This is a genomic window from Polynucleobacter antarcticus, from assembly GCF_013307245.1.
Taxonomy (GTDB): domain Bacteria; phylum Pseudomonadota; class Gammaproteobacteria; order Burkholderiales; family Burkholderiaceae; genus Polynucleobacter; species Polynucleobacter antarcticus.
This window is the reverse complement of sequence record NZ_CP028941.1, coordinates 1,449,827-1,467,287: the sequence shown is the minus strand read 5'-3', so window position 1 is coordinate 1,467,287 and position 17,461 is coordinate 1,449,827. Positions and strand designations below refer to the sequence as shown.

12 protein-coding genes are annotated in these 17,461 nt (G+C 45.9%); 7 read left to right on the top strand and 5 right to left on the bottom strand.

Translation table 11 applies throughout. From position 1 onward, the window contains the following. Window positions 1-58 precede the first annotated feature (58 nt). Genes DCO16_RS07635 through radA form a run of 3 tightly spaced genes read left to right on the top strand, consistent with a single transcriptional unit; the run spans window position 59 to window position 3,778 of the window. On the top strand, window positions 59-1,903 hold the full coding sequence (locus DCO16_RS07635) for a potassium transporter Kup (protein WP_254598126.1): 1,845 nt from the start codon (window positions 59-61) through the stop codon (window positions 1,901-1,903). Then, the gene (locus DCO16_RS07630) at window positions 1,900-2,409 is read left to right on the top strand and encodes a hypothetical protein (RefSeq protein ID WP_173943094.1); all 510 of its coding nucleotides are present in this window, start codon (window positions 1,900-1,902) and stop codon (window positions 2,407-2,409) included. Before DCO16_RS07635 ends, DCO16_RS07630 begins: the two co-directional genes overlap by 4 nt. Window positions 2,410-2,413: 4 nt before the next feature. After that, on the top strand, window positions 2,414-3,778 hold the full coding sequence (gene radA / locus DCO16_RS07625; protein WP_173943093.1) for a DNA repair protein RadA: 1,365 nt from the start codon (window positions 2,414-2,416) through the stop codon (window positions 3,776-3,778). A gap of 51 nt (window positions 3,779-3,829) precedes the next feature. Here radA and DCO16_RS07620 read toward each other — a convergent pair whose 3' ends face one another. Genes DCO16_RS07620 through dapD form a run of 4 tightly spaced genes read right to left on the bottom strand, consistent with a single transcriptional unit; the run spans window position 3,830 to window position 7,476 of the window. Next, complete coding sequence (locus DCO16_RS07620) at window positions 3,830-4,528, bottom strand: hypothetical protein (protein WP_173943092.1); 699 nt, start codon at window positions 4,526-4,528, stop codon at window positions 3,830-3,832. Between the two features lie 36 nt (window positions 4,529-4,564). Then, window positions 4,565-5,461 carry a 50S ribosomal protein L3 N(5)-glutamine methyltransferase gene (gene prmB, locus DCO16_RS07615; protein ID WP_173943091.1) on the bottom strand — a complete coding sequence of 299 codons (897 nt, stop codon included), beginning with the start codon at window positions 5,459-5,461 and terminating at the stop codon, window positions 4,565-4,567. 19 nt (window positions 5,462-5,480) lie between these two features. After that, the gene (dapE, locus tag DCO16_RS07610; protein WP_173943090.1) at window positions 5,481-6,632 is read right to left on the bottom strand and encodes a succinyl-diaminopimelate desuccinylase; all 1,152 of its coding nucleotides are present in this window, start codon (window positions 6,630-6,632) and stop codon (window positions 5,481-5,483) included. A 16-nt stretch (window positions 6,633-6,648) separates the two neighbouring features. Next, entirely contained in the window at window positions 6,649-7,476 is an 828-nt protein-coding gene (dapD, locus tag DCO16_RS07605) for a 2,3,4,5-tetrahydropyridine-2,6-dicarboxylate N-succinyltransferase (RefSeq protein ID WP_173943089.1), read from the bottom strand. 175 nt (window positions 7,477-7,651) lie between these two features. On the opposite strand from dapD, the gene smc reads away from it, so the two are divergent. From smc to DCO16_RS07585, 4 genes are all read left to right on the top strand, one after another. Further along, complete coding sequence (gene smc / locus DCO16_RS07600; RefSeq protein WP_173943088.1) at window positions 7,652-11,173, top strand: chromosome segregation protein SMC; 3,522 nt, start codon at window positions 7,652-7,654, stop codon at window positions 11,171-11,173. Next, window positions 11,174-12,247 carry a cell division protein ZipA C-terminal FtsZ-binding domain-containing protein gene (locus DCO16_RS07595; RefSeq protein ID WP_254598016.1) on the top strand — a complete coding sequence of 358 codons (1,074 nt, stop codon included), beginning with the start codon at window positions 11,174-11,176 and terminating at the stop codon, window positions 12,245-12,247. A gap of 9 nt (window positions 12,248-12,256) precedes the next feature. Continuing rightward, a complete protein-coding gene (gene ligA / locus DCO16_RS07590) occupies window positions 12,257-14,272 on the top strand; it encodes an NAD-dependent DNA ligase LigA (RefSeq protein WP_173943087.1) in 2,016 nt (671 codons plus the stop codon). Window positions 14,273-14,352: 80 nt separating this feature from the next. Then, the gene (locus DCO16_RS07585) at window positions 14,353-14,862 is read left to right on the top strand and encodes an NUDIX hydrolase (RefSeq protein ID WP_173943086.1); all 510 of its coding nucleotides are present in this window, start codon (window positions 14,353-14,355) and stop codon (window positions 14,860-14,862) included. On the opposite strand, the gene DCO16_RS07580 is transcribed toward DCO16_RS07585, so the two are convergent. Next, window positions 14,851-17,424 (bottom strand): [protein-PII] uridylyltransferase, encoded by a 2,574-nt coding sequence (locus DCO16_RS07580; RefSeq protein WP_173943085.1) that lies wholly within the window; start codon window positions 17,422-17,424, stop codon window positions 14,851-14,853. The two genes, DCO16_RS07585 and DCO16_RS07580, sit on opposite strands and share 12 nt — an antisense overlap. Window positions 17,425-17,461: the final 37 nt, after the last annotated feature.

Below are 17,461 nucleotides of genomic sequence, written 5' to 3'. Positions count from 1 at the left end.
GCTAAATCCCGTCGAGGTTCATGGACCCGAGGGCGAGCATAAAAAAGGGCTGGGGGTGATGATGCTTGCAGCCATTGGCGTGGTGTTTGGCGACATTGGTACGAGTCCACTGTATGCCCTCAAAGAATGCTTTGATCCAGTGCATGGCATCACCTATTCACCCGAAGCGCTATTTGGTGTGATCTCGATGATGATCTGGGCACTGATACTGGTAGTAACGGTGAAGTATGTCCTCTTTGTGATGCGTGCAGATAATAAGGGCGAGGGCGGCGTGCTTTCTCTCATGGCTTTGGCACTACGTTCTTTTGATAGCCAATCCAAAGGCTACTACTTCTTAATGATCATTGGCATGCTAGGCGCTTGCATGTTATTGGGCGAGTCGGTCATTACTCCAGCCATTTCAGTTTTGTCAGCAGTTGAGGGTATTGAAATTGCCGCACCTGGTATGCGTAAATTTATTATTCCGATTTCATTAGCAATTCTGGTGGCTTTGTTTCTGATTCAGAAATACGGAACAGCAACCGTAGGTAAGTTATTTGGCCCCATCACCTTTGCATGGTTTATTGCACTTGCTGTTTTAGGGGCAATCAACATCGGCAGTGCCCCGCAAATCATTGGTGCTTTTAGCCCTCTGTATGCGTTGAATTTTGTCATCGATCATCCCGTAGCCGCCTATATCGTGATGGGTGCAGTGGTGTTGGTTGTTACTGGCGTAGAAGCGCTGTATCTCGATATGGGCCATTTTGGTCCTAAGCCTATTCGCTTGGCTTGGGTGCTGATTGTGCTGCCTAGTTTATTGATCAACTATTTAGGTCAAGGCGCCTTAGTCCTCTCAGACCCAGAAGCAATTCGGAATCCCTTTTATTTAATGGTGCCTGACTGGGCGTTGTGGCCTATGGTTGGCCTAGCAACGGCAGCTACGGTGATTGCTTCGCAAGCAGTTATCTCCGGCGCCTTCTCTTTAGTGAGTCAAGCCATCTTGCTTGGCTTTATGCCACGGATGAATATTCGTCATACATCTGATTCTGAGCAGGGCCAAATTTATATTCCGATGGTGAATTGGGCTTTACTCTTTATGGTGGTGGTCACCATTATTGAATTTAGAGAGTCTGTAAATTTAGCGGCGGCCTATGGTATTTCAGTGACGTCGACCATGTTAATCACCACGATCTTATTGGCTGTTGTCATGTTCCGTGAGTGGAAAATGAACATCGCCGTAGTCAGTGCGATGGCAGTAGCTTTCTTCATCATTGACTTTGCTTTTTGGACGGCTACTTTAATTAAGATTAAAGATGGTGGTTGGTATCCATTAGCCTTAGGCTTGGTATGCTTTACCTGTTTAATTACCTGGTTTCGTGGTCGTCAAATTTTACGTAAATTGGCGATGGATGGCGGCATTCAGTTGGGTAGCTTTATTGAATCCTTGCTCAAGCATCCGCCACATCGTGTTGAAGGCACGGCCGTGTTTTTAACGGCACACGTCGATTACTTGCCGATTTCTTTCTTACATAATTTGAAGCATAACCATGTCTTACACGAAAGAGTCTTTTTCTTAAAAGTCAGCATTTGGGATGTACCTTATGTAAATGATGCTGAGCGCATCACCATGAAAGACTTAGGTGGCAATATTTATGTTGTGCGTGCTATTTTTGGTTTTAAAGAGACCCCAGATATGGGCTCCATCATTGGCTTGATTGAGAAGGGCTTTGATATGAAGTTCGAGATGATGGACACTTCATTCTTCTTGTCGCGCGATACGATTGTGCCGTCTGCGATTCCTGGTATGGCCTTGTGGCGCGAGCGCTTATTCTGCTGGATGTATCAAAATGCAGGTCGTCAGTCTGATTTCTTTAAGATTCCTGCAAACCGCTTGGTTGAGCTGGGCGCAAAGGTAGAGATTTGAGAAAGGTCATTTCTTTATCTTCATTTATTGCGCTCGCTATTTTTGTATTAGCTGGCTCTGTGGGTACTAGCGCAATAGCTACTCCTGCCGAAGAAGCGCAACTGGAGCAGCTCGATAAGATTGAGCGAGATTTAGAGTTGCAGCGCGACTGGGCTAAATATCGCTGGGAAAAAACAAGCTCTGAGTGTTATCAAAAGTACTGGGTCAATTCTTGTTTGAGAGATTCACGGGCTCAGTATCGTAAGGAAATTGATCCTATTCGGGTGCAAGAAGTGGAATTGCATGAAGTACAGCGTTCCTTACGTTCTAGTATTAAAGATCAGCGTGATGCAAAGAAAATTGCTGAACGAGCTTCTGCTGAAAAAGCGGCGGAGCGTACAGCTAATCAAAAAGAGTTTGAAGAAAAACAAAAAGCAGCAGCTGCTCGCGCAGCAGACTTAGAACAGCGTCGTAAAGATGCACCTAAACGCGCTCAAGAAAATAAAGCGGGCACTCAGCTCGACTAAATCCGTGGCCAAAATTAAATCTATCTACATCTGCCAGTCCTGTGGCGCAAACTCTGCAAAATGGCAAGGGCAGTGCCCTTCATGCCAAGCTTGGAATACCCTTGAGGAAGGCTTGCCTGAAGTAAGCTCAAATACCCGTTTTCAAGGTTTAGCACCATCACTCCCGCGGCAAAAGCTATCCGCTATTAGTGCAGAAGATCTTCCCCGTTTTAGTACTGGCGTAGAGGAGTTTGATCGCGTTCTGGGTGGGGGTTTAGTTCCCGGTGGCGTAGTCCTATTAGGCGGTGATCCTGGTATTGGGAAGTCCACCTTGCTATTGCAAGCATTAGCTGAAATGAGTTCAGCGGGTATGAATGTGCTCTATAGCAGTGGTGAAGAATCTGCTGCACAAATTGCCCTGCGTGCAAAACGGATTGCACTGGTTGCGCCTCAATTAGAAGTGCTTGCAGAAATTCAATTAGAAAAGCTGTTATCGATTATGGATACGGTCAAGCCACAAGTGTTGGTGGTGGATTCTATTCAGACGCTATATTCAGATGCATTAAGTTCAGCCCCTGGTTCGGTAGCTCAAGTGCGCGAGTGCGCTGCGCAATTAACGAGAGCAGCTAAATCAAGTGGTATCTGTGTGTTGATGGTAGGCCATGTCACTAAAGATGGCCATTTAGCCGGTCCCCGAGTGCTTGAGCATATTGTCGATACCGTTTTGTATTTTGAGGGCGATACGCATTCATCATTTAGATTGGTGCGCTCCATTAAAAACCGCTTTGGCGCTGTCAATGAGTTGGGCGTTTTTGCTATGACTGAAAAAGGTCTACGTGGGGTTGCTAACCCTTCAGCTATTTTCTTGTCACAACATGCAGAGATGGTGCCGGGTGCCTGTGTATTAGTGACCCAAGAGGGTAGTCGTCCGCTCTTAGTTGAAATTCAGGCACTGGTAGATACCGCGCATATTCCCAATCCTCGACGATTGGCCGTGGGATTAGAGCAAGCCCGTTTAGCGATGCTCTTGGCAGTACTCCATCGACATGCGGGTGTAGCCTGTTTTGATCAAGATGTTTTCTTAAATGCGGTAGGTGGCGTGAAGATTTCAGAGCCAGCAGCTGACTTGGCAGTCTTGTTAGCGATTCAATCATCGATTCGCAATAAAGCATTACCGAAAGAACTGATTGTTTTTGGTGAGGTTGGGTTAGCGGGAGAGATTCGTCCTTGCCCAAGAGGTCAAGAGCGTTTGAAGGAAGCAGCTAAGCTAGGATTTACCGTAGCAATCATTCCTAAAGCCAATATGCCCAAGACCAAGATCGCTGGATTGCGCGTGATTCCGGTTGAGCGAATTGATCAGGCCATAGCAGCAGCTGCAGAGTTGAGTTAATTTGAGAAGATTAATTCTGAAACTCTACTAACTTATTTTTTTACCCAATTCTTAATTTTTTGGTATAGTCTCTGTCTCAATACCATTAAATCCATGGTAACCCAGTGCCTGACAGGGATCACCCTCAGTAACTCCGCCTTCCATAAGGATAAGATCTGTTCCATATCTCCTATTATTTTCAAGAGAGGATGATGGAGGAGTAAGTCTACATTCATCATATTTATGAGCAACAATCAAATGCCTACTTTTACTTTTACGTGTGTCGAGTCCACCAATTGCACTCATGGAAGCCGTGTGAATAAATCCGGTAACTTCACCATCCATATTTTCTGATTGATAGATCGTTGCAAGAGTGCTGCGACTTGTTCCCACAATATAAATTTGAGCATTTGGGAATTTAGATTTCAAATCTCTTACGACTATACGCATTCTTTTAATGCTTCGATCTCCATCAATGCTGATAGTAGAAAATTCATCATCAGTAAAAATTGCCCTTGATCGAATTAAAAAATTACCACCACTTTGAAAGTAAATCGTCCCATCTATATTCTTTTGAATACTCATCATGCCATTACCACCAGGCATCATAATCAATATATATTTTGGGGAGCTTAAGTTGACCGAGGTAAGAATGTAAGGAATTTTATCTCCGTCATCATAATGTGCAGTATTTACAAATGAATCTACTGGCTCTTTTGCAAAAAGAGTAAGTGAAATCATCGAACAAAATAACAGTAAGAATATTTTCATTGCTTTAATTACTCTATGTAAATATTTTGATAATTTTTAGCGTAGATCTTCCGCTTGTATGAGTAGCACCTGCTCATCGCCTGCAGATACTTCCATCCAAATCACGGGGATTTGCGGAAAAGCATTCTTGAAGTGCTCATACTCATTGCCAATTTCAATCACAATAGCACCACGTTCTGACAAATAGTCTGGAGCGTTCGCAATAATTTTACGAATGAGATCCATGCCATCATCACCTCCGGCTAAAGCGAGTGCAGGTTCTGCATGGTACTCAGCAGGAAGCGCATTCATGGAACTCGCATTTACGTAAGGTGGATTGCAAATAATCAGATCAAAGCGATTGTCGTCATGGGGCTCGGGTAATGCATCCCATAGATCGCCATTAAATAACTCCACCTGTGTACCAAGGCTATGGCGATCAAGATTACGTGCTGCGACTGCTAATGCTGGCAGGCTAATATCGCAAGCACTGACATGGATGTCAGGACATGCAAGAGCCAATAAGATCGCTAGCGAGCCATTACCAGTGCAGAGGTCTAAGGCTTTGCCATCTGCAGGCAGCCAAGGCTCTAGTGAGCCATCCACAATTAACTCCGCAATCCAGGAGCGGGGAACAATACTTTGGTCACTAGAGAAAAAAGGGACGCCCATTAACCAGGCTTCACCCAAGATGTAAGCCAGTGGCTTGCGAGTCTCAATTCGGGTTTTAACCACCGTCAGCGCATTGTTTATTTGCTCTGCACTCAGGATTTGATCTAAATGATCTAGTGCTTCGGTAGGGCTGAGATCTAATTGCTTACTTATAATCCACAGCGCTTCACTGCGAGCATCTATCGCGCCATGACCATAATGTAAGTCAGCAGTTTCTAATTGTTGGGCTATGTGATCAATGAATTGATCAAGCGTAAGAGATTGCGCGGGCTCTGCTTCCATGACGGATATTTAAATCAGCTTAAGCAATGAGTTGTTCAAGCGTCTTGCGGAAGATATTTTTGAGCGGCAGGACATCATCTACATTAACGCACTCATCAATTTTGTGACTAGTAGCATTAATAGGGCCAAACTCCACTACCTCTTTGCAGATCTTTGCGATAAAGCGACCATCGCTGGTACCACCTGTAGTGGAAAGCTCGGTCTCTACATTCACTTCATCTCGAATAGCTTTTCGTAGTGCCCCAGCAAGAGCGCCATCGCTGGTAATAAATGGGCTACCACCTAGTACCCAGTCGACCTCAAAATCAAGACCAGCAGCGCTTAAAATCTTTTCAAGACGGCTACGTAACTCTTCAGGCTTACTCTCCGTGGAGAAGCGGAAGTTGAAATCAATCGTTAATTCACCAGGAATGACATTGTTGGCGCCAGTACCAGCGTGGATATTAGAAATCTGAAAACTGGTTGGCTGGAAATACTGATTACCCTGATCCCACTCGGTTTCAACTAATGCCTGAATCGCAGGCGCTGAAACGTGGATCGGATTTTTGCCTAAATGTGGGTAAGCAATGTGGGCCTGAATGCCTTTGACATGTAATTTTCCGGAGAGAGACCCGCGACGGCCATTCTTAATCATGTCACCCAGCTGATTGACTGAGGTGGGTTCGCCAATCACGCAGTAATCTAAACGTTGTCCTTGCTTTAGTAAGCGCTCGCACATAATGACAGTGCCATCATGAGCGGGACCCTCTTCATCGCTGGTGATTAAAAAAGCAATCGAGCCTTTGTGATTGGGATGGGTAATCACAAACTCTTCTGCAGCAACAACAAAACTTGCCAGAGAGGTTTTCATGTCAGCGGCACCGCGGCCATATAGCAGGCCATCACGAATAGTGGGCGTAAATGGATCGCTCGTCCATTTTTCAAGAGGGCCAGTAGGAACTACATCCGTGTGACCGGCAAACATCAGCACTTCGCCTTTGTCCCCAGCGGTACCTTTTTTAATTGCCCAGAGATTAGTGACCTGGAAATTATCCGGGCCACTGATGACACTCTCCGTATGAAAGCCAACTTCTTGAAGACGTTTGGCAATCAGATCTTGGCAGCCACCATCTGCTGGCGTTACTGAACGGCAGGCAATAAGATCTTGGGTCAGTTCTAAGGTGGCACTCATCTCGCTTTAATCCAAATTAATCACGCAGCAAATCATTAATGGCTGTTTTTGCCCTAGTTTGCGCATCGACTTTTTTCACAATGATGGCCGCATAGAGGCTGTATTTTCCGCAAGCGGAAGGAAGAGATCCTGGAACCACTACTGAGCCGGCAGGAACGCGGCCGTAATGGACTTCACCAGTTTCACGATCATAAATCTTGGTGCTTTGGCCAATGTATACGCCCATGGAGAGCACCGCATTCTCTTCAACCACTACGCCTTCAACAACCTCAGAGCGTGCGCCAATAAAGCAGTTATCTTCAATAATGACCGGACCGGCTTGTATGGGCTCTAAAACACCACCAATGCCAACGCCACCAGAAAGGTGAACATTCTTACCGATTTGGGCACAAGAACCCACGGTGGCCCAGGTATCTACCATCGTGCCTTCGCCCACATAAGCGCCAATGTTGACGTAGGAAGGCATCAAAATGGCATTTTTACCAATAAAAGAGCCTCTGCGCGCCATGGCAGGAGGCACAACTCTAAAACCGCCATTCGCAAAGTCTTCTGCAGTGTAGTGTTCGAACTTACTAGGTACCTTGTCGTAGAACTGGGTGTAGCCACCAGCACTCATCGGTTTGTTATCTTCCAGGCGGAAAGAGAGTAAGACCGCCTTCTTAACCCACTGGTTTACTTCCCATTTACCGACGCTTTGTCGCTCAGCCACACGAATACTGCCTGTATTGAGGCCTTCAAGGACCGCATTTACGGCATTGCGGATTTCCCCAGAAACAGCCTCTGGAGACAGGTTTGCGCGGTTTTCCCAGGCTTGTTCGATGATACTTTGTGGTGTTTGGCTCATGCTTTTAAGTTAACTATCAGATTGTTAAGGGATTTTGGCCCTGGATATGAATTCTCTATTATATCGGTGGGGCAAAAACCCGTGCGAGGACGCCTAAGCTTGCTATCATCTTGACACATTTGTATTAATTTTTTACCCGCCCATTTAAACCCGTTTTCTCCCTAAAAAGTACGCCGTGCAACTGAAATCTATCAAACTTTCCGGCTTTAAGTCATTTGTTGATCCAACCCATTTTGAAATGCCAGGTCAATTAATCGGTGTCGTGGGTCCTAATGGTTGCGGAAAGTCGAACATTATTGACGCCGTGCGTTGGGTTTTGGGTGAATCTCGTGCAAGTGAATTGCGTGGTGAATCGATGCAAGACGTGATCTTTAATGGCTCTGGTTTACGTAAGCCTTCGGGTCGTGCCAGTGTTGAGCTGCTGTTTGATAACGCGGATGGGCGCGCTCATGGTCAGTGGAGTGCATTTACAGATTTAGCAGTGAAGCGCGTATTAACACGTGATGGTAACTCTAGTTATTACGTGAATAACCAGATCGTGCGTCGCAAAGATATCCAAGATATTTTCTTGGGTACTGGTATGGGACCAAGAGGCTATGCCATCATTGGCCAAGGCACCATCAACCGTATTTTAGAAGCCAAGCCTGAAGAGTTGCGCGTTTTCTTAGAAGAGGCTGCAGGGGTTTCTAAATACAAAGAGCGTCGCAAAGAAACAGCATCACGCTTAGAAGACACCAAAGAGAATTTAGTGCGTGTTGGAGATATCGTGCGTGAGCTTGATCAGCAACTGACACGTCTTGAAAAGCAGGCTACCGTAGCTGAACGCCATGCGGAACTTTCTACTGAGATGAAGTCGCAACAGCAGTTACTTTGGTTTGTACGCCAGACCGAAGCAGGTAAAGAGCAAGAGCGACATGCCAGCGGTATTCGGGATACACAAGTGAGTCTGGAAGAGCAGACCGCAAAAATGCGACATGCTGAGACTGAGCTCGAGACGATGCGTACTGAGCAATATGCATTACAAGATAAGGTATCTCAAGCACAAGGTGATTTATATCAAACAAACTCCGATGTAAGTCAAGTGGAGTCCCAGATTCGTTATGTGCAAGAAGCGCGTCAGCGTTTACAGCAACAAACTCAAGATTTGCAAGCGCAACTGCAACGTTGGACTGTCCAAGAAACAGATGCTGCCCAAGCACAACGTAGTGCTGAGCAAGAGCTTGGCTTAGCAGCAGAAAAAGAACAGTCTTTATTGGCCGACTTAGAGGGCTTACAAACGCAGATGCCCAGTCGTGATGAGGTATATCAAGTCGGTGCTCGTGATGTAGATGATGCGCGTGAACAACTAGCTGCTATTGAACAGCGCTTAGCCAGTTTGGGTGAGCGCCTTAAAGCGACAGTTACTCAATTAGAGGAGTTGAAGGGGCGCGATGTTCGCCTTGAGTCTGAGCTTGCGGGTATGCGTAGGCCAGATGCCGAAGCCTTACAAATGGCAATAGATCGCCATGCTATGGCGCAGCGTAAGGTAGATGAAGCAAAGCAAAAAGCAGGCGATGCTCAGCAACGCGTGCCTGCTACAGATGAGGCACGTAATACCGCCCAACAACAGATGCAGGCTGCTAATCAAGAATTAGCACAAACTGAAGCTAAATTGACAGCCTTGACAGCTTTGCAGGCTAGCGTTCAGGCGCAAGGCAAGATTGGTCCCTGGCTTGAGAGTAAGGGATTAAAAGAAAGTAAGCGCCTGTGGCAAGAGCTCAAAGTACAGAGTGGCTGGGAAGCTGCACTGGAATCTGTTTTACGTGAGCGTTTAGCTGCAGTAACCGCAAAAAGCGTTCAAGAAACTTTGGTCTTAGCCAATGATGCGCCGCCAAGTCGTTTGGCTATCTTATTGACTGAAGACATTACTCCAGCGAGCACTAGCGTGCCAGCTGGATTTGTTCCTCTATTAACGCGTGTTCAGAGTGCAGGTGCGCCACGCCTTACTGCTGTATTGCAAGAGTGGTTGGACAATATTTATATTGCAGATAGTCTTGAAGATGCATTGCAGCGTCGCGAGAAGTTGCCTGCAGGTGGCGCGTTCGTAACACAGCAAGGCCATTTAGTAAGCCGAGTAAGCGTCCAGTTGTATGCTGCAGATTCTGAGCAAGCTGGCATGTTGGCTCGTGCTCAAGAGATGGAAAGTCTTGAAAAGCAATTACGGGCGCAGCGGTTAATTCAGAGCGAGTTGCAAAGCGAGCTAGATCAGTGTGTTGCGAACTACCAAGCTGCTCACCAAGCTGCAGAGCAAACCCGTATTTATGCAGAGCAAGCGGTGCAAGAAGTTCATGGTTTTGAAGTGGAAAGAATGCAGCTTACCCAAGCTGAAGAGAAATACAGCCAACGTGCCGGACAAATTCAGGGTGAGTTGAGTGAGTTGCGTCAGCACATTGAGCAGCTAGCAATGACTCAAGAACAGTCTTCTGTTGAGCTGGCTCAGTCTGAAGAGTCTAAGCTAGGCCTGCAAGATGGCTTGTTAGGTGCCCAAGAAAAATTAGCATTAGCTACTCAAGAGCGTGATCTTCTTCGTGAATCTTTACGTTCCTCTGAGATGTCTGCCCAAGAAGCAGCTTTTGCAACACGCTCATTACAGCAACGGATTGCTGATTTACAGCGTGATCAGAGTACTGCGCGTGTACAGATCATGGAAATTCAGGATAAGCAGGCGGCATCTGAGCAAGAGCTTGAAACCTTAAGTGATGAAGAGGCGCAAGATAAATTACAAGGACTATTACTAGCCCGCAGTGCACGCGAGGCAGCATTAGCTAATGCCCGTACCGAGCAAGATGCTTTATTACATCAATTGCGTGAAGCTGATGAGGTGCGTATGCAAATTGAGCGTAGCCTTCAGCCGATGCGTGACAAGGTCATGGATCTGCAGTTGCGTGAGCAAGCTGCGCGTTTGAACTTTGAGCAATTTGCAACACTCCTTGCTGATGCAGAAGCCGATTTAATTGCGCTTGAAGCTAGCTTTAGTTCTGACCTTAAGGTAGGTGCTCTGCAAACAAATGTCACGCGCCTGAATACTGAAATTCAGTCCTTGGGCCCAGTCAACATGGCTGCTTTAGATGAGCTATCTAGCTCCCGTGAGCGCAAGCAATTCTTGGATGCACAAACTGTCGACTTGAATGAAGCGATGCAGACTTTGACAGATGCGATTGCGAAGATAGATGCAGAAACCCGTGATCTACTACAAGGTACGTTTGATCAGGTGAACCAGCATTTCGGTAAGCTCTTCCCAGAACTGTTCGGTGGTGGTCAAGCAGAGCTGGTGATGACAGGTGAAGAAATTCTCGATGCGGGCGTTCAAGTGATGGCCCAGCCACCTGGCAAAAAGCTGAGCTCGATTTATTTATTGTCTGGCGGTGAAAAAGCCCTGACGGCGATTGCCTTGGTGTTCTCACTCTTCTTGCTTAATCCAGCCCCATTCTGCTTGCTCGATGAGGTAGATGCACCATTAGATGATGCCAATACCTTGCGCTATGCCAAGATGGTTGCCAAAATGTCCGACAAAACACAGTTTGTCTTCATTTCTCACAATAAGATCACCATGGAAATTGCGCACCAACTGATTGGTGTGACGATGCAAGAGCAGGGTGTATCGCGGATTGTGGCAGTGGATATCTCCTCTGCAGTATCGATGGTAGAGGCGGCTTAAGTGGATTTAGAGCAAATCATGACAGCACTGGGTTTGTCTGACTTGCAATTTGCTTTGGCTGTTATTGGTCTACTGATTTTGATATTAGTGGCTATATTTAATTTTAAAAATGCCCGTGCTCGTCGTCAGGCCAAATTAGGCAGTGACTTTTCCTCTGCTGATCGATCTACTCGAGAACCCTCTTTTGCAGGAGGTTTCGCAGATGCTCAGTCTGAAGAAAGAGCAGAGCCTACTTTTGGTGAATCTAACCTAGATATTCCAGAGATAAAAAACTTTACGATTGATCCAAGAATTGACTGTGTAATTACTTTGCGCTTTGACCAAGCCATCAGTGGTGTAGAAATTCTTGCAGAATTACATTCTTGGCATGAGAGTCAAGTAAGCCCAGCAGCACATTGGATCTGTGAAGGCCTTAATGCAGATGTGGACGCAGCAGAAGATTGGGAGTCATTGCGAGCAGAAGCGACATATTCCGAACTTCAGCTGGCGATTCAGCTGGCAAGCCGTCGCGGCCCTATTAGCATTTTAGAATTATCAGATTTTTGCTCTCGGGCGCAAGCTCTCGCGGAAGTGTTGGGCGCGCAAATTGATATGCCTAGTGTTAATACGATGCTGGAAAGCGCAAAAGAATTAGATGCTATGGCTGCAGAAAGTGATATTCAGCTAAGTATCAACATACTGTTTGACGATGCTTATTCTTGGGCGAATATTGAGTCCTTGATGCACCAACGTGGATTTAAGCTTTCTCGTAATGGCTTAAGTTTTGAATTCTTTAGTAATCAGAAGCGGATTTTTAATAGCGCTGATCTGAATCCAAATCAAGCTATAAAGCAAATTACCTTATTGCTTGAGGTGCCCCTGGTTGAGCAAGATGAGCGCGCATTTGAGCGTATGTTGGGTGAGGGTGTTGAGATAGGGCAATTGGCGCATGGACGTTTAGTCGATGACAATGGCATCAATCTCACTGAGGCTGCTGTAGTAAGTATTCGTCAGCATCTTGATGGTCTTTATGCCAATCTTGAGAAAAGTAGCATTCCAGCAGGCTCCTCGACCGCTAGCAGACTCTTTAGTTAAGGAATTACTTTGTCGTCTTCTCATCCGACAAATCTAGCGGATCGCTATGCATTCTTGCAATCTGAACTCGCACGCCTAGAGCATGCTTACTATGTGCTGGATAATCCTTTGGTGCCAGATAGTGAGTACGATCGCTTATATCGTGAGTTACTGGATATTGAATTGGCTCATCCTCAATGGATTACTGCAGATTCCCTCTCTCAGAGGGTAGGGGGTGCAGCGCTCAAAGCGTTTGATTCTGTTACGCATGTAATGCCCATGCTTTCTTTGAATAACGCTTTTGAAGATGCAGAGCTGATTGCCTTTGATCGACGTTGCCGAGAGGGACTTCATCTCAATCAGGTGGAGTACGCGGGAGAGCTCAAGTTTGATGGTTTAGCGATTTCATTACGCTATGAACATGGCAGTCTGGTAAGGGCCGCTACACGTGGTGATGGAGCAAGCGGCGAAGATGTCACAGCGAATATTAAAACCATACGCGCCATTCCATTAAAGCTAACTGGCGCTAATATTCCAGCAGTGCTTGAGGTGCGTGGCGAAGTATTTATGTATCTCGAAGACTTTCAGAAGATGAACGCGCTAGCCGCCCAAGCTGGAGAAAAAGAGTTTGCCAATCCACGCAATGCTGCCGCTGGTAGTTTGCGGCAATTAGATTCAAAGATCACTGCCAAGCGACCATTATCGTTCTTTGCCTACGGTCTAGGAGCTTTGGAGCCGACTTCTTGGTTGCCTACTACCCATGAGGCCTTACTCAATGTGTATGTGCAATTAGGTTTACCAGTCTGCTCCGAGCGAAGGGTACTTCATTCTGTGGAAGCCATACTCTCCTTTTATAACGAGATTGGCAGCAAAAGAGAGGCGTTACCTTATGATATCGATGGTGTCGTCTATAAGGTGAACTCTTTTACAGAGCAAGCTAAATTAGGATTTGTGTCTAGAGCACCGCGTTTTGCGCTAGCTCATAAGTTCCCAGCCCAAGAAGCGCTCACTACTGTACTGGGGATTGATGTGCAGGTAGGAAGAACTGGCGCCATTACTCCTGTTGCGCGCTTATCCCCTGTAGAGGTAAGTGGTGTCATAGTCACTAATGCCACTTTGCATAACGAAGATGAGGTGAAGCGTAAAGACGTTCGTATTGGTGATACGGTTTCTGTGCGACGTGCTGGTGATGTGATTCCTGAAGTGGTATCCGTCATTAAAGAGCGTAGGCCATCTGATGCACAACAGTTTGTAATGCCAACCCAATGTCCTGTATGCGACTCGCATATTGAGCGCTTAGTAGGCGAAGCGATAGCTCGCTGTAGTGGGGGTTTATTTTGTCAGGCACAGCGTAAGCAGGCACTTATTCACTTTGCCCATCGTCGCGCCTTAGATATCGAAGGTTTAGGTGAGAAGATCGTTGATCAATTAGTCGATCACAATCTTGTGAGAACCCCTGCAGATCTCTATCGTTTAGGTTTTTCTGCTTTGGCTAACCTAGAACGTATGGGCGAGAAGTCTGCCGATAATCTGATAAAAGCCATTGCGCAATCTCGCAATACTAGCTTAGCCCGTTTTATCTTTGCTCTTGGTATTCGGCATGTGGGCGAGACAACGGCTAAGGATTTAGCTAATCACTACCGATCCATGTATGCCCTAATGGATGCGGACGTTGAAGATCTTTTGACAGTCAAAGATGTAGGTCCAGTAGTTGCAGATTCCATTACCAGCTTTATGCAAGAAGCCCATAATCGAGAAGTGATTGAACAATTACTTGCTTCAGGCATGCAGCTCTCCGTAGAAGAAAAAGTGATGAGTGCAGCAGTAGCAGGAAAAACCTTTGTGCTCACAGGCACATTCCCCACGCTAACACGTGATGAGGCAAAAGACTTGCTTGAAAAAGCAGGCGCTAAAGTCGCTGGCTCGGTCTCCAAAAAAACTGACTACGTTGTTGCTGGTACAGATGCTGGCAGCAAACTCACTAAGGCTGAAGAATTGGGCGTGGCAGTCATTGATGAGGTAGGGATGCTTGAGTTATTAAAGTAGGATCTTTCTTACACTCAGATTAGCTTGGTCTGTAGCAATTCTCCGCATAAGATATTTAGCTTCATCATTAAAATTTATTTATGAGTCATCTCCATCTCATCCTACAGGCGGCAGAATTTTCTTCATTGAAAGATGCTGCCGTTCAAGTATTAACTTCTACTAACCCTTACTCTCGATATAACAAAGAGGGCCACATCACTGCTAGTGGTCTAATGATAAAAGATGAGAAAGTACTTTTGATTTTTCATCCCCATATTCAGCAATGGTTGCAGCCTGGAGGCCACATTGATGAGGGCGAAACACCTATGGATGCTGCCATTCGTGAGGTTTTTGAAGAGACGGGAGTTGTTTGCGATCCCTATGCTAATGATGACGAACCATTGGATATTGATATACATCAGATTCCATCAAACCCCCAAAAGGGTGAGGGTGATCATGTGCATATTGATTTATTGTTTTTACTCAGGGCAGTAGAGGAGCGAGAATCAAGTGAAAACATTCAGAAAGCTTGGATTTCTTGTTGTGATATTTCTAATTTACGTATCCAGCGAGCGCTTAAAAAACTCAATAATGAAACTTTAAGCCCCTAGCGCTTCTAATAACTCTGTCTCTAACAAAATCTGCAGCTTTGGATTTTTACTGAGTCTAGCCGCATCCAGCAGAAATATATCCTCTACTCTTTCGCCTAGGGTATTGATGCGCGCAGTGTGCAAAGATACCTGATGCTTAGCTAGTACCCTAGAGATAACATATAGAAGTCCGGTGCGATCACTCGCTGACAGAGATAGCGCATAGTAGTGACCCCGTTCATCGGGTGTGACGCGTACCCGCGGCTGTATCGGGAAGGTTCTGGATTGCCGAGAGAGGCGTCCCATACTGGGGTTAGGCAAGGGATCATGGCTTTGTAGGGCCGCCGAGAGCTCATACTCAACTAGCTGAATCAAATCTCGGTAGCTCCCTCCCTCATCCACTAAATTACTGCCTGAGATTTGGAAAGTATCTAAAGCATAGCCATGTCTGGTGGTGTGAATGCGGGCATCCCAGATTGAGAAACCATGACGTTCAAAATAGGCGCAAATCCTGGAAAATAAATCTTCTTGGTCTCTGACATACACCGCAATTTGTAAGCCTTCACCTACAGGAGAGAGGCGCGCTCGGACAATAGGTATTTGGCTATCTACTTTATTAAACAGATGTCGTGTCAGCCAGGCAATATCGCCTGCATCTTGACGTAAGAAAAAAGCGACATCTAATTTTTGCCAGAGATTTTCATAGGCAGAATCCTCAATACCATTAAGACGTAGATTCGAACGTGACTCTTCTTGTTGTTGAGCAAGCTCAGAAGAAGCATCAGGTTTTGCTCCACCTAGAACACGCAGGGTAGCGCGATAGAGATCCTCGAGTAACTTGCCTTTCCACGCATTCCAGACTTTAGGGCTAGTACCACGTACATCTGCAACTGTGAGGAGATATAGGGCAGTGAGGTGTCTCTCATCCCCCATTTTGCCGGCAAAAGCTTTGACGACATCAGGGTCAGTGATATCTTGTTTCTGCGCTACTTGGCTCATGTTGAGGTGTTCTGCAACCAACCAGACTAAAAGCTCTGTATCTGTTTTATCCAAGCCATGATCTTTGGCAAAACTACGTACATCGGCTTTACCAAGCTCAGAGTGATCACCTCCACGGCCTTTGGCAATGTCATGGAAGAGTGCTGCAATGATGAGGAGCCAAGGCTTTTCAAAACGAGCAATGAGGCTGCTACAGAACGGAAACTCATGGGTGTTTTCGAGCACCATGAAGCGTCGCACATTACGTAAGACCATCAAAATATGTTGATCAACGGTATATACATGAAATAAGTCATGCTGCATTTGGCCAACAATGTTTCTGAAGGCAGGGAGGTAGCGGCCCAGCACACTCGTGCGATTCATGAGTTGAAAAGCGCGACTGACTCCATCGGGCTGTTGCAGTAGTTGCATAAACAGCGCGCGATTTACTGGATCCTTGCGCCATTGAGCATTCATCTTTTGCCGAGCGTTATAGAGCGCTCTAAAAATGGTTGCTGATAAGCTTTTGACGTTAGCAGTTTGAGCAAAGACGAGAAAGGTTCGTAGAATTTGCTCCGGATGCTTCTGAAAGAGCTGGGGATCGACAATATCAAGTACACCCTGACGTTCTATAAACCCCTCATTGCCTTCGCCAGCGATGGTGTGAGTAGTCTTAGATTCTTGAGGAAAGAGTAGGGCCTCAATATTTTGGAGCAGTACATCATTTAATTGATTGACCGCCTTAGCAGCCCAATAGTAGCGACGCATAATCGCTTCGCTGGCCAATCGAAGAGACTCTTCCGAGTGCCCCATAGAGGCTGCGAGTGACGCCTGAAAATCGAATGCCAATACATCTTGTCTTCGACCTGCCAGTAAGTGTAGGTTAGCTCGCAGAGTTTCTAAAAAGCGTTGATTACGTTTCAGCTCAGTAAGTTCGCGATTAGTCAGTAGACCCGCAAGATACAAATCTTTAAAAGTATTACCTAGGTGCGCTGCTTTACTCACCCAAGAAATCACTTGGAGATCACGTAGGCCACCAGGACTTTCTTTGCAATTGGGCTCAAGCGAATAGGGTGTGTCTTGGTATTTGTAATGCCGCTGAATTTGCTCTGCTAGTTTTGCTTGAAAAAAAGTTTTCGGATCTAAAGCATTTTCGTAGACAGTTTCAAATTCGTGAAAGAGTGTCTTCTTGCCACAAATGAGTCGAGACTCTAATAATGAAGTGCGTACCGTAATGTCTTGCTCTGATTCTGAGATGCATTCCGCGACAGTTCTCACGGAGCTACCAATTTCTAAGCCGGTATCCCAACACTGGGCTACAAATGCTTCAATCTTGCTTGCCAATACTGTTTCGAAGTATTGCTTATCTGCAGGCAGCAAAATTAAAATATCAATATCAGAATAAGGAAAGAGTGATCCTCTACCAAAACCACCTACGGCAACTAATGCAGCATCAGATTTGAGGCCACATTGATTCCAGAGACTAGTGAGAAGTTCATCACTGAGCTTACTCAGTTGTTTGGTGAGTTTGCCAACTTCCTGATGTTCACGAAATTGGGCGTAAGCTAATTCTCGAGCTGCTTTTAAGTTAGCGACATTCATCATGGGCTGATTGCTATAAACGCACCATCGAATACATCAT